Origin of the sequence: Streptomyces massasporeus (assembly GCF_014648995.1) — a bacterium.
In the GTDB taxonomy this organism is placed as follows: domain Bacteria; phylum Actinomycetota; class Actinomycetes; order Streptomycetales; family Streptomycetaceae; genus Streptomyces; species Streptomyces massasporeus.
In genome coordinates, this window is record NZ_BMSE01000001.1 from 233,464 (window position 1) to 255,825 (window position 22,362).

The following is a 22,362-nucleotide window of genomic DNA, read 5'->3' on the forward strand; positions in this document are numbered from 1 at the left end:
ACGAGGAGCCTGACTTAAGGTACGTTAAGTCAGGCATCCCGCCCACCTCTGGAGGTTCCCCATGTCAGCTGCAGCCCTGGAAGCAACTCTCGATCACGAGCAGGTGGTGGTCCGGTCAGGCCGCCGGACCGGCCTCCCTGTGATGATCGCCGTCCACTCGACCCGTCTTGGACCCGCGGTGGGCGGCGTCCGCATAACCCGCTACGCGTCCCCGGCCGACGCGTTCGTCGACTGCCTTCGACTGAGCCGCGGCATGACGTACAAGGCCGCCGCCGTCGGCAACGGTACGGGCGGCGGCAAGGCTGTCGTACCGCTGCTTCCCGGCGGCCCGCAGCAACTGGACGAGGCGCTGCGCGACGGGCTGCTGATGGACCTGGCCGAAGTGGTGCATGATCTCGACGGCGCGTACCACGTGGCTCCGGACGTCGGCAGCAGCACCGCCGACATGCTTCGCATCCGTCGCCGCACGCCGTACGTCGGCGGCTACTCGACCACCGAAAAGGGACTGGGTGCGACGACATTCGGCACGGCCGCGGGCGTGGAGCACGCGATGCTGGCCACCGCCGAGCATCTGTGGGGTGCCGCCGATCTAAAGGGCCGGGACGTCGTGGTCGTCGGCTTCGGAGCCGTGGGCGAGGAACTCACCCGACGCCTGGTGGCCGCAGGGGCCCAGGTCAGGGCAACCGACATCGACATCACCCGTCGCGCAGCCGCGGAGACGGCTGGAGCGCAGTGGGTGGAACTCGACGGCGCCTACACGCTGGAGACGGAGATCCTGGCGCCATGCGCACTGGGCGGAGTGTTCACCAGTGGGCTGGCGGCTGCGCTGCGCTGCCGCGCAGTGGTCGGCTCGGCCAACAATCAGCTGGCCACCGACGAGGTGGCCGCCGATCTCGCCAAGGCAGGAATCGCTTGGGCCCCCGACTTCGTGGCCAACGCCGGCGGCGTGATGTACGGGACTGGGGTCGAACTGCACCACCTGAGCCCCGAGCAGTCCCGGGACCGGCTGAGGTCGATTCAGTCGACGACCGCCGAGATCCTCCGGCGGAGTACCGAAGAGGCGACGACCACCCTGGCAACCGCCAACCGGATCGCGGAGCGCGCTCTGGCCGCCGCCGGGCGATAACGCTCTGCTCGACGACCGGCCCGCCGGTCGAGGGACGCCTCTCTGCCGCGAACGCCCTCGCCCGCCGGGTCGTGCTCGCGCGCCGGCATCTGAGAACTGTTCTTCCGATCTCGGTGCTTGCCCCGGCGCGCAGGCTCACAGCCGGCTGCGTTCGCCCCCCTCGCGGCTCGCATTTCACCGCGCGGCACGACACCCCCAAGCGCCGATCGCCCCTCTTACGGGCGACGGCGCATTTCACGGAGAGAATCGATGAGTACGCGTGCGGCCCTGCGCCGCGTGGCCCACGCCGGGGTGCTGCGATGCGCCCGGCCCTCCGACATCTGGTTCAAGCCCGCGCTGAGCGTGCTCGCCGCTACCGCCCTGCCCGCTCTGTCCATGCTCGTGCTGGGCAGGCTCGACCTGGCGATATACCCGATAGCCGGTGCCATGTCCGCGCTGTACTGCCACAACCGCCCCTACGCTGCCCGGTGCCGGGCCCTGGCTTGGGTGGCGCTCGGCATGGTCGGTGGCCTCGCCGTCGCGCTGCTCACAGCGGCGCTCACCACCAATGCAGCTGTCCTGGTCGGTGTCGGCGCTCTCATGGCCGCCCTACAGAAGGCCGTCTGCGACGCCACCCGCATCGGACCGCCCGCGAGTGTGGTCCTCACTTTCATCAGCTCGACCGCTCTGTTCTTGCCTCAGGCTCCCGCTCAGGTCCCCGGCCATATCGGGCTGGCCCTGCTGGGGGGTGTCTGGGCCTGGCTGGTCTGTATGGCGCCCGGCCTGCTGCGCCCCCACGGACCCGAGCGTCGCGCCACCGCCCACGCCCTCGACACGGTCGCCGCGTACGTCGCCGTGAGCGGAACGGCCGAGGTCCAGGTCAAGGCCCACGCCGCCGCTGCGGCAGCTGTGCAGGCCGCCTGGCAATGCCTGCCGGCCGCCGACGCCCGAAGCGACCTCACACGCCGCTCACTCACACGGCTCGTCGCGCGCGCCGAGGTCGCCGTCACCGCCCCTGGGGATACCGACCCGGAGCGTCTGCAGACGTGGGCACGCAACCTGCGCGGCTCGGGCCCGATCCCGTACGTCGGCCACCCGGTGCCGGAAGGCGAGGAACTCCTCGGCCTCGACGCCGAGACGACCGCGTCGCCACGGGCGGCTTGGTGGAGCCGGCACAATCTGCTCGCCCCCCTCGCGGTGCGCACTGGGATCGGATGCGCGCTCGCCGGATACGCCTCCCTCGCCCTCGGGATCGGGCGCCCGTACTGGGCCCTCGTCACCGCCGCCTCCCTGTACCAGGCCAACCTCACGCTCACCCGACGACGAGCAGTTGAGCGGGTCGTCGGCAACCTCATCGGCGTCCTCGCCTTCGCCGCGATCGTTCCGCTCGCCCACCTGCATCCGGCGGCCCTCGTGCTGTGCTTCCTCGCCTTCTGCTTCGCCGCCGCGGCACTGATCGGCCCCAACTACTGGCTCCATACCGTCTGCGTCACCCCGATGGCCCTGCTCATCACCGAGTTCGCCCGGACCCAGGACTCCGTCCAACTGATCACCGGACGGATCACGGACACTCTCGTCGGCACGCTCGTCGGCTTCGCAGCAGCCTTGGCGGTCACCAACCGGCGCGCAGGCGACCGCCTCGAGCACGCGCTCACCGCCGTCGAGCACGCCCAGGAACACGCGGCGGTTCTCCTCGCCGAGCCGGATCCCGTGTCCAGCGCGCTGAATGCCTCCCGACGTCGCCTCGGCGCCGCGTTGGTCGAACTGCGCGCCTCGGCCGACACCGCAGCCGGCGAGTGGTGGCAGCGCGCCCTGCCCAGCGACAGAGTCGTGCACGCCGAGCAGTCCGGACACCAGACGCTGGCCGAGGCACTACGACGTCAGAGGTTGGCATCCCTGGGCCAGGACGCGGGCACCACTGGGCAGGACGCGCTCGCATGACCGGGGCAGCCAACGGGTTCTAGCCGAGATTCTCCGCGCTGGGCACGACCACGTACTGCCGCAAGTGCAAATCGCGGAAGCTCACCGGCCCACGCGGACCGGGAACCCGGTCAATGTTGATACCGGTCTCCGGCAGTCGCAGCAGCTTGAAGCCGTCGAGAAGTCGCGTGGGGGAATTCCAGAAAACCCCGGAGCCGCCATAAGCATCAATGAACCGGGCAGCGGCGGCCGGGTCGTCGGTCGCGATCGCGGCAGCCAGCCCGGACGTCTCCTCGTTCGCGATCCGCGCCGCGTCCGACGGACCGTCGGCGGCGTCGATCGTCACGGTTGCCGCACGCTCCGAGTCGAGTGCCCATTCGAATCCGCGCGGATGGGTGTGCGGGGGAAGAGAAGCGGTGATGCCCAGGCGGTGCAGGAGCTGAAGAACGCCGGGCAGCCGCTCCTCGTACACAGGCCGGTCGATGAGCAGCAGGTTGAGGCGGTTGCACACGCCCAGGCGGTCGAGGCTGTCGGCGATCAGCCGGTGCGCTGCTGCTTCGGCGGCGGCCGAGTCCACGTACAGGACTCCGCCGCCGTCGGCATGGGCGAGGGTCCGCACACCGTGACGTGCGCCTTCCTGGCCGAGGTCGCGCGTGCTGTCGCCACTCCCCCGAAGGATGACCAGCGGGATCAGCTCGGGCAGGGCCACCAGCGCGTAGGCCGCAGAGCGGTCTTCGCTGGGCACCAGCTGGATGGCGTCAGGATCCAGCCCCGCGTCGGCGAGCGCCGGTGCGATCACTTGATCCACCAGCGTCCGGGACGAGCCGAGCGCAGCCGATCCCGTGCGGAGCACACCCGCGTTGCGTGACTTGAGGAGCTGGGAGGCGATGTCGAGCGTGACGTTCGGACGAGCCTCGAAGTTGGCGCCGATGACCCCGACCGGACGCCTGCGTTCCAACAGAGTGAGGCCGTCCGGACGCACCTCGACGACCCTGTCCCTCGGCTCGTGCGCGGTGTCCGCCAGCGTGCGCAGCTCCGCCGCCATTGCCTCCAACCGCGTCGAGGTCAGTCGCAGGCGATCCTGCAGTGCGGACGACATGCCCACGGAGACGGCAGCCGCGAGGTCCTTCTCGTTGGCGGCCATGAGAGCCGACTGCGCCGATCCCAGACGCTCCGCCATGCCACGCAGCGCCGAGTCGATCTCGGCGTCCGAGGCACCGATGAGAGCGGTGCCGCCCTGCTTGGCTCGGATGGCGCAGGCACGCACGACATCCAAGGACGCGGGTGCTCGGTGGTCCTCGTGGCTTGTCACGGGCTTCCTCTCACTGTCCGAATGCCGCAGCAACCTAAAAGCAGGATCGTAGCATCGTTCAACAATCTTGTTCGGCGTCTGCGCCCCGGCAGTGCCGGGGGACGCGTGAACGGCTCATGGCGATGTCGACGCTGAGAAGTCCACCGGCCCTGACCCGGGGATTAAGGACCCGACCCGTCGAGATCTCCGCATGCTCGTCCACGGTCCTGACGCCCCTTCCCATTCCTGCTTCCACCCGACCACCGGTCATGCCGCACCGACTGAGCGGCGATCCGCCGACTCGGCTACCGGCCCTGGTGGACCAGCCGGAACGCGCCGGGCGTCGCACCGGTGTGGCGGGTGAAGAACTTGCCGAAGTTGGTGGGCTCGGGAAAACCGAGGCGGCGCGCGATGGTCGCCACCGGCTCGTCGGTGTGCGCGAGCAGCCGCCTGGCCTCCAGAGCGACCCGGCCGTCGATGACGTGCTTGACGGGTTGTCCGGTCGCGGCCGTGCAGGCGCGGGTGAGGGTCTTGACGGTATAGCCGAGGCGGTGGGCGTAGTCGGCGGCGCGGCGGGTGGTGGCGTAGGAGCGCTCCAGCTCGGCGCGGAAGCGGGCATACACCTCGCCGCCTGCCTGCGGGTCGGTGCCGCCGTCGGGGTGGGGCAGCCGGTCGATCTGCAACAGCACGGTGGCCAGCAGGAGTTGGAGGATCTCCGCCGACACGGCCTGCCCGGTGCGGTCGTATTCAGCACGCAGCTGGCCCAGCAAAGCGGACAGGACGGCGTACGAGGGGTCGGCGCCGAGTTGCCAGCACACGGGGCCGTACCACTCGTTCACCAGCCTCTCGGCGCTGCTGAAGTGCGGCGGAAAGGCGGGCGTGAAGAGGAGGTGCGTGCCGTTGGTGGTTCCGGGGTCGACGAAACGCTGCACCTGCCCGGGCCGGATCCATATCAAGGTCCCGGGGCGGCAGGGATGGGTCACGAAGTCGATCGCATGCTCCCCGCTGCCCTCGGTGATCAGGGTGAGGGTGTGGAAGTCCACCCGATGGACCGCGTCGGGACGGCGGTTCCGTCGTCGGCGCCGTTCGTGCAGGGTGGCGAGATCGACGATCTCGAAGCCCGGAACGCGCTCCTCGGGCGGATTGAAGTCGAGCCGGGGAATCGCACCTCCCCGGGAGGGATCACCGCCGTCCAGGCCCGGGGGAACCATCACAGTCTCCAGATGTCCTCGATTCACCATGCAGGGTCTTCAGCGTATCTCGTCTGCCTGCGGTTTCGCGGCGAGAGTGGAGGTCGTCAAGGCGACGCAAGGCCGCCTCCACCGCAAGGAGTCTCCCCATGAACGGCACGGTCACGGTCCTCGACAAGGACCCGGTCCGCATCCACAGCTACATGTCCCCCGCGGACACCTTCCACGCCACCACGCAGCTCATCGAGACCCCGGCCCGGATCGTCGTGATCGACGCCCAGCTGAACCCCGCCTACGCCGACGAGGCCGTCGCCTACGCCAAGGGCCTCGGCAAGCCGCTGGACCGCCTGATCATCACCCACGCCCACCCCGACCACTACAACGGCGCCGACCGCTTCGGCGCGCCGGTCCACGTACTGCCCCGGGTGCGTGAACAGATCGCGGCGCGCCCCGCCGCCCAGCTGCCGAGCGGTCTGGCCGTACCGGCCACCGACCTGCCCTCCAGTGTGGGCATCACCCCGGGCACCGAGGTCATCGACGGCGTCCGGTTCGTCTTCGAGGCCGTCTCCGGTGGCGAGGCCGCAGACGAACTCCTCGTCAAGCTGCCCGACCAGGGCGTCCTGATCGCCCAGGACCTCGTCTACAACGACGTCCACCTCTACATGGGCAACAACGACATCACGGGCTGGCAGCAGGCCGTCGACGCACTGGCCGCCGAGACCGGCTACGACACGATCCTCGCCGGCCACGGCCTGCCCGCGGGGCCGGAGGTCTACGCCGGGATCCGCCAGTACCTCGCCGACGCCCGCGAACTGCTCGGCGACGACGGCGAGGCGTACAAGAAGGCGATCGTGGACCGCTACCCCTCCCATGTCGGCCCGTTCATCATCGACATCGCCAACCGGTCCCTGTTCGGCGCCGGTCACTGAGCCTCCGACTCCCTCCTCAACTCTCGCCCATTCAGAAAGACTTGCCATGTCAGTCCGTCTTCGCCGTACCCGTGCCGCAGCCGTCGCGGTGGCCTCGCTTCTCGTCCTGGGCGGCGCTGCCCAGGCCCTCGCCGCCCCCAGCGGCGACCTCTCCCACACGCCCCTCCCGCACCACCGAGGCCACCTGCCCACCAGCTACACGATCCCCGGCGACAAGACCTACCCCGAGGGCATCGCCCGCCAGAGCGGCACGCCCTTCTTCTACGTCGGCAGCACCAGCGACGGCACCATCTACCGCGGCGACGTCCATCAGAGCGCGACCCAGGTGTTCCTGCCCGGCAGCCAGGACGGGCGCGTCTCCGTCGCCGGGATGAAGACCGACCGGGCGGGGCGGCTCATCGTCGCCGGCGGCGCCACCGGCAAGGTCTTCGTCTACGACACCCGCACCCGCGCCCTGCTGCACGTGTTCGACACCGGCCGCACCGACACCTTCCTCAACGACGTGGCCCTCGCCCCCAACGGCGACGCCTACATCTCCGACTCGATCCACCCAGCGCTGTGGCACATCACCGCCGCCGAGCTGAAGAGCGAGAAGGTCCAGCAGCCGCTGCAGGTGGGCGTGGACCTCACCAACTCCCGGATGGTCTACGACGACGGTTTCAACGGCAACGGCCTGGTGGTCACCGGCGACGGCCGCTACGTCCTGCTCGCCGACTACAACGACTACGCCTTCTACCGCGTCGACCTCAACACCCACCGGGTCGTCCCGATCGACCTCGGTGGCGCCAGGGGCGTCTCCGGCGACGGTCTGCTGCTGCGGGGCGACACCCTGACCGCCGTCACCGAACTCGACCACCCCGAGGGCCAGATCAGCGTCCTGAAGCTGAGCCACGACTACACCAAGGCCGGGCTCGTGCGCACGATCCACGGCCACGGCATGCACAGCCCCTCCACGGCCGCCGTCGACGGCCACGACCTGCTGATCGTCAACTTCCAGTTCCAGATCGCCGACCCGAAGCTCCCGTTCAACGTGGTGCGGGTCCACGTCTGACAGACACCAGGCACAGCGCAGGACCAGAAAGGACACCACTCTCATGCAGATCACCATCGTCGGTGCCGGCAACATGGCCCGCGGCATCGCCACTCGCGCCCTGGTGGGCGGACACACGGTCACCGTCACCACCAGGGACCCCGGCAAGGCCGTACGACTCGTCGACGAACTGCGCGTGCAGGCTACCGGCGCAGGCCGGATCGCCGCCGCCGACGCATCGGCCGTGGACACCGCGGACATCGTGGTGCTCGCGGTCCCCTTCGACGCCGCCAAGGAGCTCGCAACCGCCTACGGAGTACGGCTGAGCGGCAAGGTGCTGATCGACATCAGCAACCCCGTCGACGCCCCCCTCGACGCGCTCGTCGTCGCCCCGGGCACCTCCGCCGCCGAAGAGATCGCCGAGGCCGTCGCGCCGGGCACCCACGTGGTGAAGGCGTTCAACACCACGTTCGCCACCACCCTGGTCGCCGGACAGGTGAGCGGGGCTCCGCTCGACGTCTTCATCGCCGGTGACGACGAGGCCGCCCGCGCCACAGTTGGGCCAGCACCGTCAAGATCGTCGCCCCCTGAGCGCCCGGCCGCAACTCCCTTCACCCACCTGCTGGCCCGCAACCCCCACGGGCCGGCGGTGAACCGTCACCGATCCCCCACCAGGAGGACCACCCCATGCACCTGCGCACCTCCCTGACGACACTCGCTGCCGCCGCGGCCCTGCTGGCCTCCGCGACCACCGCCACCGCGGCCACCGAGCCCCTCACGGCACCCCGCGTCGCCAACCACTTCGACCTGGCGGCCTCGCAGCAGCCCGAGAACATCACCGTCGACCACGCCGGAACGGCGTACCTGACCTTCTCCTTCGCCCAGCAGATCGTCCGCGTCACTCCGGGCGGCCGTCCTCGCGTCTTGGCGACACTGCCCGCCCCGGCCAAGGCCAGCACCCCCAACCTGGGCAAGGCGTTCATCGGCGGCATCGCCCGCACGGACGACGGCACCCTCTACGTCACCTACGCCACCGGCACCGCCGACCTCACCGGCATCTGGGCCGTCCGCCCCGGCAGCCGCCCGCACCGCATCGCCGCCCTGCCCGCCGACGGACTGCCCAACGGTCTCGCCCTGGACCGGCGCACCGGCAGGCTGTACGTCACCGACTCCGTGCACGGCGTCGTCTACCGTGTTCCCGCACGAGGCGGCGAGGCCGTCGTGTGGGCCGAGGGCGAGGCCCTCGAGCCGAGCTCCTTCGCCGGTGCCAACGGGATCAAGCTGCACCACGGGGCGGTGTGGGCGACCAACCTCGACAAGGGCACCGTCCTGCGCATCCCCCTCACCCCCCGCGGCACGGCCGGCCCCGTCCAGGTCCGCGCCACCGGCATGCCGTCCATCGACGACTTCGCCTTCACCGGCCACGGCGACACCCTCCTCGCCGCACGCGACGACAACCAGGTCGACCTGGTCCGCCCGGACGGCACCCACACCGCGGTCCTCACCGCGCCCGACGGCCTGCAGACCCCCACGTCCGTCGCCGTCCACGGCCACACGGTGTACGTCCCCAGCGCGGCGTACCTCACGAACAAGGACCCCAACCTCCTCGTCGCGCACCTCGACCGCTGACGCGCACGCTCCACTCGCCCCCGAAGCCCTGGAAACGGACATGCCCGAAACCCCTCAGGCCGGCACCGCCATCTCGGAAGACGTGCCCCGCCTTCCGACACCCCGCCGTCTGTCACTCGTCCTGGTCCTGGGCTCCCTGACCGCACTCGGCCCACTCACCATCGACCTCTATCTGCCGGCCCTCCCCCAGGTCAGCGCGGACCTGCACGTCTCACAGACCGTCACCCAGCTCACCCTGACCGCCTTCATGATCGGCATAGCGGTCGGTCAGCTGGTCCTCGGTCCGCTCAGCGACACCCTGGGCCGACGACGGCCCCTCCTGACGGGGTTGACGGTGTACGTCGTGGCGAGCGCCGTGTGTGCCCTTGCCCCGGATCCTGCGGTGCTCATCGGCATGCGTCTGGTCCAGGGTCTGGCAGGCGCCGCTGGCATCGTCATCGCCCGAGCCGTCGTACGCGACCTGTACGACGGGCTCGCCGCCGCCCGCCTGCTGTCCTCGCTGATGCTGGTCTCCGGCACGGCACCGATCCTCGCCCCCGTGCTCGGCGCCCAACTGCTGCGCCTCACCTCATGGCGCGGCGTCTTCGTCACCCTCACCCTGCTGGGCCTCGCCATCTTCGCCGCCACCGCCACCCTGCTCACCGAGACCCTGCCGACCACACATCGACGGCACGGCGGGCTGACCACCACGCTGCGCACCATGCGCGACCTGATCCGCGACCGCCGCTTCACCGGCTACCTGCTCACCGGCAGCCTCGGCTTCGCCGCCCTGTTCGCCTACATCGCCGGCTCGTCCTTCACCATCCAACGTATCTACGGCGCCTCCCCGCAGACCTACAGCCTGCTCTTCGCCGTCAACTCGATCGGCATGGTCGTCACCGGCCAGCTCAACGGCAAGCTGCTGCTCGGCCGCTTCCCCTCGCACCGCGTCCTGGCAACGGGCCTGGCCGTACTCGGAGCCGCCAGCACCGCCCTGCTCCTCCTGGTCACCACCACACACGCGGGTCTGCCCTGGATCGCCACCGCGCTGTTCCTCACGGCCTGCCCCGTCGGCATGATCCTTCCCACCACCACGGCCCTGTGCCTCCAGCGCGCCCCACACGCGCCGGGCAGCGCCTCCGCACTGCTGGGCACCACCCAGTTCCTCATGGGTGCCCTCGCACCGGCCTTGGCCGGTCTCGGCGGCCAGGGCACAGCCCTGCCCATGGCCACATCGGTCCTCGGCCTCGCGCTGGCCGCGTCAGGCAGCTTCCTCGCCCTCTGCCGCCCGTGGAGGCCCACTGCGGACCCGCTGGCGCGGTGAGCCAGGCGCCCCACGAACTCGCGGCCGAGACGACAGAATGAGCCGGAGGCGAACGTTCGTCCGCAAGGCAATCTGAGGGCCGGTGTTCTGGTGTGGCCAAGATTCCTTGGCACTCGCCACCCGGCGCACTGTGCCGCGAGCATGCGGCGCGCCCCCACGGCGCCCCGCGCCGTGCCGGTCCTTCGAGGACAGCGCCACGGTTGTAGGGCCGGGCCGAAGAAACCGCCGCCGGCCTCCGCCAGCGCCGGATCCAGCCTTGGTGCAGCCCGGTCAGGACAGTCTTCTGCGGCCTGTCGTCGCCTCTCGAATCAGTGCCGAGGCCGTCATCGTCGTACAAGCGCAACATGCGAGCAGGGCTCATCACCACGCACCTTCGAACCAAGATCCGGGCCATACCCGGACCAGCCGTCCGCAGCTTGTGGCGATCGGAGCTGTTTCGCTGGTCAAACTGCATCTGAGCCGTGTAATACCTGCAGACGAAGAACCAGCTGCGACGCAGCGACAGGGCACGCCCCCTCCAGGAGGCAGCACCACGAGCCTCACCGCTACAGCAGGCACACCTCCTCACAGCACCCGCGAGAAGCCTGTGAGGGACAGCGCCGAACGGCCGGCCGACTGACTGTCACCAACCCGTCGGCCATTCGTACAGGTCAGCGAGCCCTTCCGCGCGGCTTAAGCGGCACTGGAGGCAGCACAGGAGCAGGCAGCGGAGCCCCGTCGTACCCCTTCACCTCCCCGAACCGCGAACCTTCCATCCAGTCCCGCCGCGCCTGCTCGATCTCCTCCTGCGTGCGTCCGATCCAGTTCCAGAACATGATCAGTTCCTCCTCGAACGGTTCACCGCCCAGGAGCATCAGGCCCGCGTCCGACTCCGCCCGCAGGGGCAGTTCGGTACGGCCGCAGCCGAGGTAGAGCATGGAGCCGGGGAGGACGGGGACGCCGTCGACGTGGGCCTCGCCGGACATGGACAGCACGGCGTGCTCGAAGTCCGGTTCCAGGGGGAGGCGTACGTCCGCGCCCCGGGTCAGGGCGAGGTCGGCGCCGACGATCGGGGTGTAGGCCGTGCCGGGTGACGTCGCGCCGTCGAGATCGCCGAGGATCAGCGTCGCCGTGACACCGGGTGCCGTGACGACCGGCAGGTCGGCGTGGTGTTCGAAGCGCGGGTCGGTGTGGCGGTGGCTGTCGGGGAGCGCGACCCACAGCTGCGCGCCGTGCAGGAAGCGGGCGTGCGAGCGCGGGCTCTCCTCCGAGTGGCTGATGGCCCGGCCGGAGGTCATCAGGCCGAGTTCGCGTGGGCGGATCGTCTGGAGGCTGCCGGTGGAGTCGCGGTGCAGCACCTCCCCCTCGTGCAGCCAGCTCACGGTCTGCAGACCCATGTGGGGGTGCGGCGGCACCTGCATGCCGGGCTCGTCGGCGATGTCGTCGGGGCCGTAGTGGTCGACGAAGCACCAGGCTCCGACCATGCGGCGGCCGAGATTGGGCAGCAGCCGGCGGACCTCGCCGGACTCACCCAGCTTCACCCGGCGAGGGCTGAGGAGTTCACGCACCGGCTCCGCCACCACGAAGCCACGGCCACCGCACAGGGAGGGTGCCGCTTCGCGCTCAAGATTGCTCATGGCGCACAACCTAGTCCGGCACCGGGGCCCCCGTCAGCGTCACGTTCGGGCCGCGCCGCGAGTGTCCCGTCAGCGTCTCCTCGACCGCCCGTCGGCCTCCCGTCGGTATCTCGTCGACCTCCCCCTCGGCGGCCCGTCTGCAGCCGCGCAAAATAGTAGCCATGTGCATAGTAGCTATGTACTGTATCCGTCATGGGCAACGGTTCCGAGGGTGCGACGCCCGGCTTCCTGGTGTGGCGGCTGTCGATGAAGTGGCGGGTCGCGGTCGACCGCGCGGTGGCCCCGCTGGGGCTCACTCACGCGCAGTACTCACTGGTCGCGTCGCTGTACGGCATGCGGCACTCCGGCGAACGGCCCAGCCAACGCCGCCTCGCCGACCACACCGGCCTCGAGCCGCTCTACGTGTCGAAGCTGGCCCGTGCGCTGGAAACCGCCGGTCTCCTGGAGCGCACGAAGGACCCCCGCGACCCGCGCGCGGTGCAGCTGGCCCTCACCGAGCAGGGCCGCGAGGTCACCCGGCGGGCGATCGAGGTCGTCCACGGGCTCCTCCAGCAGCTCCTCGACCCGCTCGGCGGCCTCGACAGCGCGCGCACCCGGGAGTTCAAGCGCGAACTGACGGCCCTGCTCGACGCACCTCTTGATCCCTTCAGCGAGCACGAGACGGAGCAGTCATGACCACCACCACGCCCCTGGTCAACCCCCGTGACATCGCCCTGGCCCACTACGCCGGCCGCGCCATCCTGGAGACCGTGCTGGCCCGGCACGGCATCACCTTCCAGCAGTCCGTCACCCTCCGGCTCGCCGCCGTCGCCGACGGCCCGGTCGGCCGCGAGCAGCTCGTCGACGGTGTCACCGGCGCCCTGAAGATCGACGCGGCCGAGGTGCACGGCGTCGTCGACGAGCTGATCGCCGCGCAGCTGCTGACCCCGGACGGGGCGTCCGACGTGCGGATCACGGACGCCGGGCGCGAGCTGTACGCCACCACCTCGGGCGAGACGGCACCCGTCACCGCCCGGATCTACGACGGCATACCGGCGGAGGACCTGGCCGTGACGGGCCGGGTGCTGCGTCTGATCACGGAGCGGGCCGGCGCCGAGCTGACGGCGCTGCGCCGGTGAGCGCGATGACGTAGTGGAATAGTGAACCGACATGTTCGGTTGTCGGCCTCGAAGGAGGCCACACGTGAACACCACCCAGGACACGACGTACTACGCCCACGGGACTCCGGCCGAGCGCTGGGAGCGCGCGCAGCTGTTCTTCGAGGCCAGGGACTACGCCGCCGCCGCGCGCGTCCTGGTCGGGCTCGTCGAGGAGGTGCCCGAGCAGACCGGGCCCCGGCTGCTCCTGGCGCGCTCCTACTACCACTCGGCCCAACTGCGTCGCGCCGAGGCCGAGTTGCGGACGATCGTCGAGCGGGACCCGGTGGAGCACTACGCCCGGCTGATGCTCGGCCGCACCCTGCAGCGGCAGAGCCGGCACGAGGAGGCGGAGTCGCATCTGCGGATCGCCTCGGCGCTCGCGGGTGACTTCGAGCAGGTCTGACCCGCGCCGCACATGAAGATGCCCGGCTCCGTGGGAGCCGGGCATCCGTGCGCCTGAGGGTCCGCTACCCGGCCGGTGTGCCGTACGAGCGCCGCCCGCGCCGGTAGGCGATCTCCCCCAGCAGGATGTCGACGGCGAGGAAGGCCGCCAGCGGGATGCCGAACAGGGGCATGAAGTACCCGAGTACGGCGATGCCCGCCAGCAGCGGCACGAGGATCTGCGGCGGGGCCTGCTGCCAGGCGCCGCGCGGGATCGGACGGCCGAAGGCGGTGCCGCGGCCGCGCTGCCACCACATGCGGTAGCCCCAGACGATCAGCAGGATCAGGGAGAGCGCCAGCAGCATCAGGGCGATCTGGTTGACCAGTCCGAACAGGATGCCGGTGTGCAGGTCGATGCCCCACCGGGTGAGCTTCGCGAGGACCGGGTGGTCCTCGAACCGCAGCACGTCGGTGACCTCACCGCTGGCCGGGTCGATCGCGACGGCGTCCTGCTTGGTGGGCCAGCTGCGCTGCACCTGCTTCACGACGTACGCCGAGGTGGCGTCGGCGGGGGGCACGATCTCCACCGGGTCGCCGAGCCCCTCGGCCCGCGCCGCCGCCAGGACCCTGTCCAGGCCCACACCGTGTGCGGCGTCGCCGGCCTGCCCGGCGGCGGAGCCGTGGCCGGAGTGCTCACCGCCCGCGGCGGCCGACACCGACGGGGTGGCCTGGCCCAGCGAGGTCCGCAGCTCGTCGATGTTGGCCCCGGCGTAGGCCGACCAGGTCAGACCGGTCGCCGAGAGGAAGAAGAACCCGGCCGCCGCCCATACGCCCACACTGCCGTGCAGCCCGAGGGTGCGGCGTCGCCCCTTCGCCCCCCGCACCTTGCGCAGGGCGCGACGGCGGGAGAACCACAGCGCCAGACCGCCCGCCGAGATGACCCACAGCCAGCTGGCCGCCAGCTCGCTGTACAGCCGCCCCGTCTCCCCCAGGTGCAGGTCCCGGTGGAACTCGTCGATCCAGGTGCGCAGCGGCAGCGCGCCGGTGGAGCCGTACTGTTCGAGCGAGCCGCGCACCTTCGCGGTGTACGGGTCGACGAACACGGCGAGCGTGTGGCCCTCACCGACGCCCGGGACGCCGGACAGCATCACCCTGGTCGTCGCGTCGGCCTCCGGTGAGGGGCGTACGGCGGAGACGGTGCCCTCGGGGTGCGCCTTGCGGGCGGCGGTCACCTGCTCGCCGATCGGGAGCTTCCGCTCGCCCACGGGGACGGTCAGTTCGTGGTCGTAGACGAGCTTCTCGGCCTGGAACGAGCCGGCGTACAGCAGGCCGGTGACGGCGGCGACGAGGAGGAACGGCGCCACCAGGACCCCGGCGTAGAAGTGCAGGCGGAGGATCAGCGGGCGCAGGGGGGCCCAGCTGCTCTTCGACGGTGCCGGGGCAGCTGGTTGCGGGGCCTCGTCCGTGGTGGTCGAGGGAGCGGTGGTCATCGGCGGGCTTCTCCGGGGACGTCGTCAGGGCCGGTGCGGTGTGGGCGGTGGCCGTTGCGGTGCAGTAGTCGGGGCGGCAGGGGATTCAGTTCCCGGGGAACATGTGTGACGTGCGTCACGCATGGGTGGGGGGTGCCGTGCCATCCTGACGCGATGGGAACCTCGAACGATCACGCACCCCTGGCCGAGCGGGTCGAGCAACTCCTTGACGGAGGTCTCCCGTTGACCATCGTCGCGGCCGGCGACCCGGTGCTGCGGCGGGGCACCGTGCCGTACGACGGCCAGCTGGAGCCCGCGCTGCTGGCCCGGTTCGTCGAGGCCCTGCGGGTGACCATGCGCGCGGCGCCCGGGGTCGGTCTGGCGGCGCCGCAGGTCGGTGTGGAGCTCAGGATCGCGGTGATCGAGGATCCGGCGCCGGTGCCGGAGGAGGTGCGGCGCACGCGCGGGCGGGTGCCGCAGCCGTTCCGGGTGCTGGTCAATCCCGCCTACGAGCCCGTCGGCGACGCGCGGGCCGCGTTCTTCGAGGGCTGCCTCAGCGTGCCGGGCTGGCAGGCGGTGGTGGCGCGGCCCGCCGAGGTGTGGCTGACGGGGCAGGACGAGCACGGGCAGGCCCTGGACGAGGTGTTCGAGGGCTGGCCGGCACGGATCGTGCAGCACGAGACGGACCATCTCGACGGCGTCCTGTACCTGGACCGCGCCGAGCCGCGTTCACTGTCGTCCAATCTGGCGATGGCGGAGCGCTGGGCCCAGCCGACGCCGGAGGAGGCGGCGCGGGCGCTCGGCTTCGAGCTCCCGTAGCGCGCGGAGCCGCTCCGCCGAAATTTCGCAGGCGCCCGCGGCGGGGTCTCCGTTCCCGTGACCGCATGTCTACGCCCCGAATTTCCTAGCCGAGGACCCACTTCCACGCCACCCGTGTGTTCGCTTCTACCGGGAACTGGTGGTGCCCGCGCACTGGTGACCCCCGGCCGGGGCCGTCCGGCGCGGGGCGCCGGACGAGCCTCGGGTCAGGCGTCGCGGTAGGCCTCCAGCAGCCGCAGCCACACCTCGCTGATCGTGGGGTACGAGGGGACGGCGTGCCACAGACGGCTGATCGGGACCTGGCCGGCGACCGCGATGGTCGCGGAGTGGATGAGTTCGCCGACGCCGGGGCCGACGAGGGTGACGCCGCGCAGGATCTCGGCCTCGAGGTCGACGATCATGCGGGCGCGGCCCTGGTAGCCGTCGGCGTACAGGCCGGCCCCGGCGACGGTGGACAGGTCCACGTCGACGGCCTTCACCCGGTGCCCCGCCTGTTCCGCCTCGGCCAGGGACAGGCCCACGGCCGCGGCTTCCGGGTCGGTGAAGACGACCTGCGGGACGGCGGCGTGGTCGGCGGTCGCGGCGTGGGCGCCCCACGGCTCGGCCACGAGGGTCTCCCCGGTGGCGCGGGCGGCGATGGCGGCTCCCGCGATGCGGGCCTGGTACTTGCCCTGGTGGGTGAGGAGGGCGCGGTGGTTGACGTCACCGACCGCGTACAGCCAGTCGTGGCCGTCCACACGGAGGCTGTCGTCGACCGGCAGCCAGGAGCCGGGGTCGAGGCCGATCGTCTCCAGGCCGATGTCGTCGGTGCGCGGGGCGCGGCCGGTGGCGAAGAGGATCTCGTCGGCCTCGATGCGGTCGCCCGTGTCGGTGACGGCCACGACCGTGCCGTTCTCCCGGGTCACCGACTCCACCGAGGTGCCCGTACGGACGTCCGCGCCGGCCTCCGTGAGCGCCTCGGCGATCAGTTCCCCGGCGAACGGCTCCATGCGGGGCAGCAGGCCCTTGCCGCGGACCAGCAGGGTGACCTGCGAGCCGAGGGCCTGCCAGACCGTGGCCATCTCGGTGGCGACCACTCCGCCGCCGATCACGATCAGCCGGCCGGGCACGGTCTTGGAGCTGGTGGCCTCCCGGCTGGTCCACGGCTTGACGGCGTCGAGCCCGGGCAGGCCGGGCAGGGCGGCGCGGCTGCCGGTGCAGACGGCGACGGCCTGCCGGGCGGTCAGCACGCGCTCGCCGCCGTCCGGACCGGTGACCGTCACGGTGCGGGGGCCGGTGAGGCGCCCGTGGCCGCGGTACAGGTCGGCGCCGATGGAGTCGAGCCAGCCGACCTGACCGTCGTCCTTCCAGTTCGAGGTGTAGTAGTCCCGGTGGGCGAGGACCGCGGAGGCGTCGAGGGGGCCCTGGACGGACTGGCGCAGGCCGGGGACGCGGCGGGCGTCCGCGCGGGCGATGACCGGCCGCAGCAGGGCCTTGCTGGGCATGCAGGCCCAGTAGGAGCACTCGCCGCCGACCAGTTCGCTCTCCACGACCGCGGTGGTCAGACCGGCGGCGCGGGTGCGGTCGGCGACGTTCTCCCCCACGGGTCCGGCACCGAGCACCACGACGTCGTACGTGTTGGTTTCCGTTTCCGTCATGGGGTCAGTCTGGTGGGTGGTGTGCGCCCTGGCCACATGGGTAGGGGCGCGGAATACGTGCCCGGTCGGCCGTGTTGTGCCGACGGCTTGACCCCACACCAGGAAGAGGGATTTACGCCATGAGCAGCACCGTGGAGCTCACCAAGGAGAACTTCGACCAGACGGTCACGGACAACGAGTTCGTCCTGATCGACTTCTGGGCCGACTGGTGCGGGCCGTGCAAGCAGTTCGCCCCGGTGTACGAGAAGGCGGCCGGGGAGAACCCGGACCTGGTGTTCGGCAAGGTGGACACCGAGGCGCAGCCCGAGCTGGCCGCGGCCTTCGGTATCCAGTCCATTCCCACGCTGATGATCGTCCGTGACCAGGTCGCCGTGTTCGCCCAGCCCGGCGCCCTGCCCGAGGCCGCCCTGACGGACGTCATCGGGCAGGCCCGCAACCTCGACATGGACGAGGTGCGCAAGTCGATCGCCGAGCAGCAGGCCCAGCAGCCGACCGAGTGACGGGTCCCGGGACCCCGGGCCCGTCGGGCCGGCTCCTGGAAGGGGTGCCGGGTCCTGGAGCGGTGCCGGGTCCTAGAAGGGGTACGGAGCGACGTCTCCGCGTACCGTCGTCCAGCGCAGCTCGGTGAAGGCCTCCAGGTTGGCCTCACCGCCGAAGCGGGCGCCGGTGCCGGAGGCGGCGACTCCGCCGAAGGGCGCCACGGCCTCGTCGTTCACCGTCTGGTCGTTGATGTGGACGATGCCGGTCGGGATGCGGTCGGCGAGGTCCAGGCCGCGGGCCGGGTCCCTGGTGACGATGCCCAGGGAGAGGCCGTACGGGCTCTGTGCGGCCAGCGTCGCCGCCTCGTCGGTGGTGGTGAAGGGGCGGACGGGCGCCACCGGGCCGAAGACCTCCTCCGTGTACGCGGGGGTGCGGTCGTCCACGTGGGCGAGGACCGTCGGCCGGTAGAAGAGCCGGTCGTGGGTGCCGCCGGCGGCGAGCTTGGCACCGGCGGCCGTGCTGGCCTCGACCAGACCGCTGATCTTGCCGAGCTGGCCGGAGTCGATGATGGGACCCAGGTGGACCTGGTCCCGGTGCGGGTCGCCGACCGCGAGTGAGTCCGCCTTGGCGGCCAGCCGCTCGACGTACTCGTCGTAGAGGGACGCGTGCACCAGATGGCGTCCGGTGGTCATGCAGATCTGGCCCTGGTGGAAGAACGAGCCCCAGGCGGCCGTGGAGATGACCGCGTCGAGGTCGGCGTCCTCCAGCACGATCATGGCCGAGTTGCCGCCCAGTTCCAGGTGCGCCCGCTTGAGGTGACGGCCCGCGGCCTCGCCCACGGCCCGTCCGGCGGCGGTGGAGCCGGTGAAGGAGATGACGGGCACGCGCGGGTCGGCGACCAGGGCCTGTCCGGCGTCGGCGCCACCGGGGAGCACGTGCAGCAGGTCCTCCGGCAGGCCCGCGGCGGCGAAGACCGCGGCGAGGGACAGCCCGCCGCAGACGGCCGTGCGCGGATCCGGCTTGAGCAGGACCGCGTTGCCCAGCGCCAGCGCCGGAGCGACGGAGCGGATCGACAGGATCAGCGGGGCGTTGAACGGCGAGATCACGCCGACCACACCGGCCGGCACGCGGCGCGTGTACGACAGGCGCGGCGCCTCGCTGGGCAGGACCTGGCCGGCCGGGCGGGAGGCGAGCGCGGCGGCCTCGTAGCACTCCTGGGCGGCGACGTGCAGTTCGAAGTCGGCCTTGCCGGGTACGGAGCCCGATTCGCGGACGAGCCACTCACGCAGTTCGGCGGCGTGCTCGGTGAACAGGTCACCGGCCTTGCGCAGCACGGCGGCGCGGGCGAAGTGCGGGGTGCGTGCCCAGGTGCGCTGGGCGGTGGCGGCCCGCCCTGAGGCGGCGCCGACGTCCTCGGGGGTGGCGAGGGCGAGGGTGCCGAGTTGCTGGCCGGTGGCGGGCTCGGTGACGGTGTACCCGGCCCCCGCGAGGCGGCGGGGCTGCCAGGTCCTGGTGTCGAGCAACGGCATGACGGCTCTCCGATCGATCGGTCACCGGCTGACGGGTTGGGCACAACTCCCGTACGTGCGCGGCCGGTTCGGCGGTCACATGGCGGGACGCGTCGAGCGGGCGCAGCGGTGTGCCGCGGCCCGCGCGAGACGCGCCCCCGTTTTGTTGAGCATGCAACATCCTAGCCGTGCCTCGGCACGAAAGCGGGCCGCCGGGCCGCCTGTCGGCCCGGCGGCCCGGTCGCGCCGACCGATCGTGCGCGGCCGGTCGTGCCGACCGATCCTGCATGGCCGGACGTCCCGACCGATCATGCGTGGCCGGTGGTGCGCTGCCGGTCGTGCCGCGCCGGGTCAGCTCGATTCGCGGTGCAGCACCGTCGCCCCCAGCACCTTGTGCGTCTCGGGCTCGGAGGCGGGCTTGCGCACCGCACGGTCGACGAGTTCGGCGAGTTCACGGCCGCAGGGCAGCTCCAGGTGGACCGTGCTCAGCCGGGGCCGCAGCAGCCGCCCGAGCATCAGGTCGTCGGCGCCGATCACGGCGGTCTCCTCGGGGATGCGGATGCCTTCGTCCAGCAGGGCCCGCATCAGCAGCATCGCGTACTCGTCGTTGTAGGTGAACACGGCGTCCAGGCCGAGGGTGCGCCAGCGGGCGGCCAGGCGCGCCGCGGCCTGCTCGTCGTAGGCGAGGGGCAGTTCGGTCACCGTGGCCTCCGTGCCGCGCACCGACTGGCGCACGCCGTCGAGGCGGGGCGCGGAGAACGCCTCGAGGCCGGGTTCCTGCGGGACGACGACGCCGATCCGGCGCCGGCCGCGGTCGTAGAGGTGGGCGCCCGCGCTGTGGCCGACGACGTCGTGGTCCATGAGCAGCGCGTGCGCGCCCTCGATGGTCTCGGGGCCGAGGGTGACCACGGCCCGGGCTCCCGAGCGCTTGAGCACCGCCACTCCGCGCGGGCCGAGACCGGAGCCGGGCACGAGTACGGCCACGGGCCTCAACTCGGCCCAGGCGCGGGCCGCTTCGTCGCCGTGCGGGCCGCCGGTGCCGTACTGCACGACCGTGTAGTCCAGGCTGCCGAGCGATCCCTGGAGGTCATTGAGGAACCGGTTGTAGAGCGGGCCGACGGGGAAGGTCGGCGCGGGGATCAGGACCATCCGGCTGTGCCCGGCGCGCAGACTGCGGGCCGCGGCGTGCGGTACGTATCCGAGCTCCCTCGCGGCCTCATGCACACGGCGGCGGGTGGGTTCGCTGATGCGTACGGCGCTGGTGTTGTTGAGGACGTAGGAGACGGTCGCGCGCGAGACGCCGGCCAGGCGGGCCACATCGGCGCTCGTGGGCACGGAGCGCGACGGTGCGGGGGACGGGGGCGCGGGCGTTTTCGGTATCTGCACCATGACGTACGGCATCTTGGCAGAAGCCCCAATGCGCCCTTCCGGCGGGGGAGTTGTGACGAACCCGTGAGCGCTCACGAGGGGTGAGCGGGGGGAGAACCTTCAGCGGGCGGCGCCCGCGCCCGTCACCCGGTCGACCAGGTCGGTCCACGCATCCTCGAGGCGGGACAGCGGTACGCCGCACTGCCTGGTCAAGTGGTGCACGAGGGCGGGGTCGAGCTGACCCATCAGGGCGTGGGAGAGGAGCTCGCAGTCCGCTTCGGGGACCGCCTGCCGCAACAGCATCTCGATGTGGTGCCGCAGCACACGCCGGGCGGGGGCGACGTAGCGGCGGCTCGCGCCGGGCTCGGCGGCCAGTTGCAGCTCGAGTTCGTCGGTCGAGCGGCGCAGCATCGCGCAGCCGAACGCCCGCAGCCGCTCCACGGGCGGCGCTCCGGGTCCGAGCGGCGGCGGGCCACCGAGGAACGCGGCCTGGAACTTCTTCTCGGAGTGGTCGAGCAGCGCCGTCAGCAGGCCGGTGCGGTCACCGAACCTGCGGAAGACCGTGCCCTTGCCGACACAGGCCTCGGCAGCCACCGCCTCCATCGTGACGGCCTCCGCGCCGCGCTCCGCCACCAGCCGCCCGGCGGCCTCCAGCAGCCGGGCACGATTGCGCGCGGCGTCGGCCCGCAGGCACGGCTCGCCCTCCTCCAGGGAGGTGCCGAGCTGGAGCAGCTCGGGGTGGTCGACGGGCTCCTGGGGCGTCGGGACGGGGGGCGGCGCGGCGGACATGAAGCCAGCGTAAAGCATTGGGAACAAAACTGGACCGCGGTCCGGTTAGGATGCTAGAACGTTAAACGGACCCCGGTCCGGATCGTCACCAGTGTTATCAGAGCAGTGCCTAATGTGGGAGTCAGCATGTCCGTTCGTATCCTCGCCCTCGTCGGCAGCCTTCGCGCCGGTTCGCACAACCGCCAGCTCGCCGAGGCGGCCGTCAAGCTCGCCCCCGAAGGGGCCGAGGTGAACCTGTTCGAGGGTCTGGCCGAGATTCCCTTCTACAACGAGGACATCGACGTGGAGGGCAGCCTCCCGGCCGCCGCCGCCCGGCTGCGCGAGGCCGCGAACGCCGCCGACGGCCTGATCCTCTTCACCCCCGAGTACAACGGCACCATCCCGGCCGTCCTGAAGAACGCCATCGACTGGCTGTCCCGCCCGTACGGTGCCGGTGCCCTCAGCGGCAAGCCGGTCGCCGTGGTCGGCACCGCGTTCGGCCAGTACGGCGGTGTCTGGGCGCACGACGAGACCCGCAAGTCCGTGGGCGTGGCCGGCGGCAAGGTCCTGGAGGACGTCAAGCTGTCCATCCCCGGCTCGATGACCCGCTTCGCCGAGACGCACCCGGCCGACGACGCCGAGGTCGCCGAGCAGCTGACCGAGGTCATCGCCCGCCTGCACGGCCACGCGTCGGAGCCCGCCGCGGCCTGACCGCGTCAGTTCGTACCGGTGGAGGGGCCGGGGCCGATGACGGCCCCGGCCGCTTCGGCATTCCGGCGC

General features: G+C 71.5%; 21 protein-coding genes. 13 read left to right on the plus strand and 8 right to left on the minus strand.

Features of this window, described 5'->3' with window-relative positions:
- Positions 1-61: 61 nt before the first annotated feature.
- Both IE153_RS01125 and IE153_RS01130 read left to right on the plus strand, forming a co-directional pair.
- On the plus strand, positions 62-1,126 hold the full coding sequence (locus IE153_RS01125; RefSeq protein ID WP_189587657.1) for a Glu/Leu/Phe/Val dehydrogenase dimerization domain-containing protein: 1,065 nt from the start codon (positions 62-64) through the stop codon (positions 1,124-1,126).
- A 249-nt stretch (positions 1,127-1,375) separates the two neighbouring features.
- Positions 1,376-3,046, plus strand: coding sequence for an FUSC family protein (locus IE153_RS01130; RefSeq protein WP_189587658.1), 1,671 nt, complete (start codon positions 1,376-1,378; stop codon positions 3,044-3,046).
- Between the two features lie 19 nt (positions 3,047-3,065).
- On the opposite strand, the gene IE153_RS01135 is transcribed toward IE153_RS01130, so the two are convergent.
- Both IE153_RS01135 and IE153_RS01140 read right to left on the minus strand, forming a co-directional pair.
- Positions 3,066-4,337 (minus strand): aldehyde dehydrogenase family protein, encoded by a 1,272-nt coding sequence (locus IE153_RS01135; protein WP_189587659.1) that lies wholly within the window; start codon positions 4,335-4,337, stop codon positions 3,066-3,068.
- A gap of 284 nt (positions 4,338-4,621) precedes the next feature.
- Positions 4,622-5,527 (minus strand): AraC family transcriptional regulator, encoded by a 906-nt coding sequence (locus tag IE153_RS01140; RefSeq protein WP_189587660.1) that lies wholly within the window; start codon positions 5,525-5,527, stop codon positions 4,622-4,624.
- A 128-nt stretch (positions 5,528-5,655) separates the two neighbouring features.
- Here IE153_RS01140 and IE153_RS01145 point away from each other — a divergent pair, with 128 nt between their 5' ends.
- The 5 genes from IE153_RS01145 to IE153_RS01165 are packed head-to-tail and all read left to right on the plus strand — an operon-like array spanning position 5,656 to position 10,397.
- Positions 5,656-6,435, plus strand: coding sequence for an MBL fold metallo-hydrolase (locus IE153_RS01145; RefSeq protein ID WP_189587661.1), 780 nt, complete (start codon positions 5,656-5,658; stop codon positions 6,433-6,435).
- A gap of 46 nt (positions 6,436-6,481) precedes the next feature.
- The gene (locus IE153_RS01150) at positions 6,482-7,486 is read left to right on the plus strand and encodes an SMP-30/gluconolactonase/LRE family protein (RefSeq protein WP_189587662.1); all 1,005 of its coding nucleotides are present in this window, start codon (positions 6,482-6,484) and stop codon (positions 7,484-7,486) included.
- Positions 7,487-7,529: 43 nt separating this feature from the next.
- The gene (locus IE153_RS01155; RefSeq protein ID WP_189587663.1) at positions 7,530-8,174 is read left to right on the plus strand and encodes an NADPH-dependent F420 reductase; all 645 of its coding nucleotides are present in this window, start codon (positions 7,530-7,532) and stop codon (positions 8,172-8,174) included.
- Positions 8,153-9,094 carry an SMP-30/gluconolactonase/LRE family protein gene (locus tag IE153_RS01160; protein ID WP_189587664.1) on the plus strand — a complete coding sequence of 314 codons (942 nt, stop codon included), beginning with the start codon at positions 8,153-8,155 and terminating at the stop codon, positions 9,092-9,094. The genes IE153_RS01155 and IE153_RS01160 overlap by 22 nt, the downstream gene beginning before the upstream one ends.
- 40 nt (positions 9,095-9,134) lie before the next feature.
- Complete coding sequence (locus IE153_RS01165; RefSeq protein WP_189587665.1) at positions 9,135-10,397, plus strand: multidrug effflux MFS transporter; 1,263 nt, start codon at positions 9,135-9,137, stop codon at positions 10,395-10,397.
- A 650-nt stretch (positions 10,398-11,047) separates the two neighbouring features.
- On the opposite strand, the gene IE153_RS01170 is transcribed toward IE153_RS01165, so the two are convergent.
- Positions 11,048-12,013 (minus strand): pirin family protein, encoded by a 966-nt coding sequence (locus IE153_RS01170; RefSeq protein ID WP_189587666.1) that lies wholly within the window; start codon positions 12,011-12,013, stop codon positions 11,048-11,050.
- 192 nt (positions 12,014-12,205) lie between these two features.
- On the opposite strand from IE153_RS01170, the gene IE153_RS01175 reads away from it, so the two are divergent.
- The 3 genes from IE153_RS01175 to IE153_RS01185 all read left to right on the plus strand — a co-directional run bounded on the left by IE153_RS01175 (position 12,206) and on the right by IE153_RS01185 (position 13,555).
- On the plus strand, positions 12,206-12,688 hold the full coding sequence (locus IE153_RS01175) for a MarR family winged helix-turn-helix transcriptional regulator (RefSeq protein WP_189587667.1): 483 nt from the start codon (positions 12,206-12,208) through the stop codon (positions 12,686-12,688).
- Positions 12,685-13,131 (plus strand): winged helix DNA-binding protein, encoded by a 447-nt coding sequence (locus IE153_RS01180; RefSeq protein ID WP_189587668.1) that lies wholly within the window; start codon positions 12,685-12,687, stop codon positions 13,129-13,131. The genes IE153_RS01175 and IE153_RS01180 overlap by 4 nt, the downstream gene beginning before the upstream one ends.
- 64 nt (positions 13,132-13,195) lie before the next feature.
- The gene (locus tag IE153_RS01185; RefSeq protein ID WP_229828617.1) at positions 13,196-13,555 is read left to right on the plus strand and encodes a tetratricopeptide repeat protein; all 360 of its coding nucleotides are present in this window, start codon (positions 13,196-13,198) and stop codon (positions 13,553-13,555) included.
- A gap of 64 nt (positions 13,556-13,619) precedes the next feature.
- Here the strand turns inward: IE153_RS01185 and IE153_RS01190 are convergent, their stop codons facing one another.
- Complete coding sequence (locus tag IE153_RS01190) at positions 13,620-15,023, minus strand: PepSY-associated TM helix domain-containing protein (RefSeq protein WP_189587670.1); 1,404 nt, start codon at positions 15,021-15,023, stop codon at positions 13,620-13,622.
- Positions 15,024-15,176: 153 nt separating this feature from the next.
- Between IE153_RS01190 and IE153_RS01195 the strand changes: the two genes are divergently transcribed.
- Positions 15,177-15,821 carry a peptide deformylase gene (locus IE153_RS01195; RefSeq protein WP_189587671.1) on the plus strand — a complete coding sequence of 215 codons (645 nt, stop codon included), beginning with the start codon at positions 15,177-15,179 and terminating at the stop codon, positions 15,819-15,821.
- Between the two features lie 206 nt (positions 15,822-16,027).
- Here the strand turns inward: IE153_RS01195 and IE153_RS01200 are convergent, their stop codons facing one another.
- Entirely contained in the window at positions 16,028-17,458 is a 1,431-nt protein-coding gene (locus IE153_RS01200; RefSeq protein ID WP_189587672.1) for a dihydrolipoyl dehydrogenase family protein, read from the minus strand.
- A 119-nt stretch (positions 17,459-17,577) separates the two neighbouring features.
- Here IE153_RS01200 and trxA point away from each other — a divergent pair, with 119 nt between their 5' ends.
- Entirely contained in the window at positions 17,578-17,958 is a 381-nt protein-coding gene (gene trxA / locus IE153_RS01205) for a thioredoxin (RefSeq protein WP_031103862.1), read from the plus strand.
- Between the two features lie 72 nt (positions 17,959-18,030).
- Here the strand turns inward: trxA and IE153_RS01210 are convergent, their stop codons facing one another.
- The 3 genes from IE153_RS01210 to IE153_RS01220 form a co-directional block, all read right to left on the minus strand.
- A complete protein-coding gene (locus IE153_RS01210) occupies positions 18,031-19,467 on the minus strand; it encodes a benzaldehyde dehydrogenase (RefSeq protein WP_189587673.1) in 1,437 nt (478 codons plus the stop codon).
- A 330-nt stretch (positions 19,468-19,797) separates the two neighbouring features.
- The gene (locus tag IE153_RS01215) at positions 19,798-20,847 is read right to left on the minus strand and encodes a LacI family DNA-binding transcriptional regulator (RefSeq protein WP_438817887.1); all 1,050 of its coding nucleotides are present in this window, start codon (positions 20,845-20,847) and stop codon (positions 19,798-19,800) included.
- 87 nt (positions 20,848-20,934) lie between these two features.
- The gene (locus IE153_RS01220) at positions 20,935-21,603 is read right to left on the minus strand and encodes a TetR/AcrR family transcriptional regulator (protein WP_189587675.1); all 669 of its coding nucleotides are present in this window, start codon (positions 21,601-21,603) and stop codon (positions 20,935-20,937) included.
- Positions 21,604-21,729: 126 nt separating this feature from the next.
- On the opposite strand from IE153_RS01220, the gene IE153_RS01225 reads away from it, so the two are divergent.
- Positions 21,730-22,293, plus strand: a complete 564-nt coding sequence (locus IE153_RS01225; protein WP_189587676.1) for an NAD(P)H-dependent oxidoreductase — start codon at positions 21,730-21,732, stop codon at positions 22,291-22,293.
- Positions 22,294-22,362 lie beyond the last annotated feature (69 nt).

Bases quoted from the DNA above. Each gene is read 5' to 3' on its own strand.
- IE153_RS01210 (WP_189587673.1), bottom strand. From the start codon at position 19,467: ATGCCGTTGCTCGACACCAGGACCTGGCAGCCCCGCCGCCTCGCGGGG.
- IE153_RS01175 (WP_189587667.1), top strand. From the start codon at position 12,206: ATGGGCAACGGTTCCGAGGGTGCGACGCCCGGCTTCCTGGTGTGGCGG.
- IE153_RS01225 (WP_189587676.1), top strand. From the start codon at position 21,730: ATGTCCGTTCGTATCCTCGCCCTCGTCGGCAGCCTTCGCGCCGGTTCG.
- IE153_RS01180 (WP_189587668.1), top strand. From the start codon at position 12,685: ATGACCACCACCACGCCCCTGGTCAACCCCCGTGACATCGCCCTGGCC.
- IE153_RS01190 (WP_189587670.1), bottom strand. From the start codon at position 15,023: ATGACCACCGCTCCCTCGACCACCACGGACGAGGCCCCGCAACCAGCT.
- IE153_RS01125 (WP_189587657.1), top strand. From the start codon at position 62: ATGTCAGCTGCAGCCCTGGAAGCAACTCTCGATCACGAGCAGGTGGTG.
- IE153_RS01150 (WP_189587662.1), top strand. From the start codon at position 6,482: ATGTCAGTCCGTCTTCGCCGTACCCGTGCCGCAGCCGTCGCGGTGGCC.
- IE153_RS01200 (WP_189587672.1), bottom strand. From the start codon at position 17,458: ATGACGGAAACGGAAACCAACACGTACGACGTCGTGGTGCTCGGTGCC.
- IE153_RS01195 (WP_189587671.1), top strand. From the start codon at position 15,177: ATGGGAACCTCGAACGATCACGCACCCCTGGCCGAGCGGGTCGAGCAA.
- IE153_RS01170 (WP_189587666.1), bottom strand. From the start codon at position 12,013: ATGAGCAATCTTGAGCGCGAAGCGGCACCCTCCCTGTGCGGTGGCCGT.
- trxA (WP_031103862.1), top strand. From the start codon at position 17,578: ATGAGCAGCACCGTGGAGCTCACCAAGGAGAACTTCGACCAGACGGTC.
- IE153_RS01140 (WP_189587660.1), bottom strand. From the start codon at position 5,527: ATGGTTCCCCCGGGCCTGGACGGCGGTGATCCCTCCCGGGGAGGTGCG.
- IE153_RS01220 (WP_189587675.1), bottom strand. From the start codon at position 21,603: ATGTCCGCCGCGCCGCCCCCCGTCCCGACGCCCCAGGAGCCCGTCGAC.
- IE153_RS01130 (WP_189587658.1), top strand. From the start codon at position 1,376: ATGAGTACGCGTGCGGCCCTGCGCCGCGTGGCCCACGCCGGGGTGCTG.
- IE153_RS01145 (WP_189587661.1), top strand. From the start codon at position 5,656: ATGAACGGCACGGTCACGGTCCTCGACAAGGACCCGGTCCGCATCCAC.
- IE153_RS01160 (WP_189587664.1), top strand. From the start codon at position 8,153: ATGCACCTGCGCACCTCCCTGACGACACTCGCTGCCGCCGCGGCCCTG.
- IE153_RS01155 (WP_189587663.1), top strand. From the start codon at position 7,530: ATGCAGATCACCATCGTCGGTGCCGGCAACATGGCCCGCGGCATCGCC.
- IE153_RS01165 (WP_189587665.1), top strand. From the start codon at position 9,135: ATGCCCGAAACCCCTCAGGCCGGCACCGCCATCTCGGAAGACGTGCCC.
- IE153_RS01215 (WP_438817887.1), bottom strand. From the start codon at position 20,847: ATGCCGTACGTCATGGTGCAGATACCGAAAACGCCCGCGCCCCCGTCC.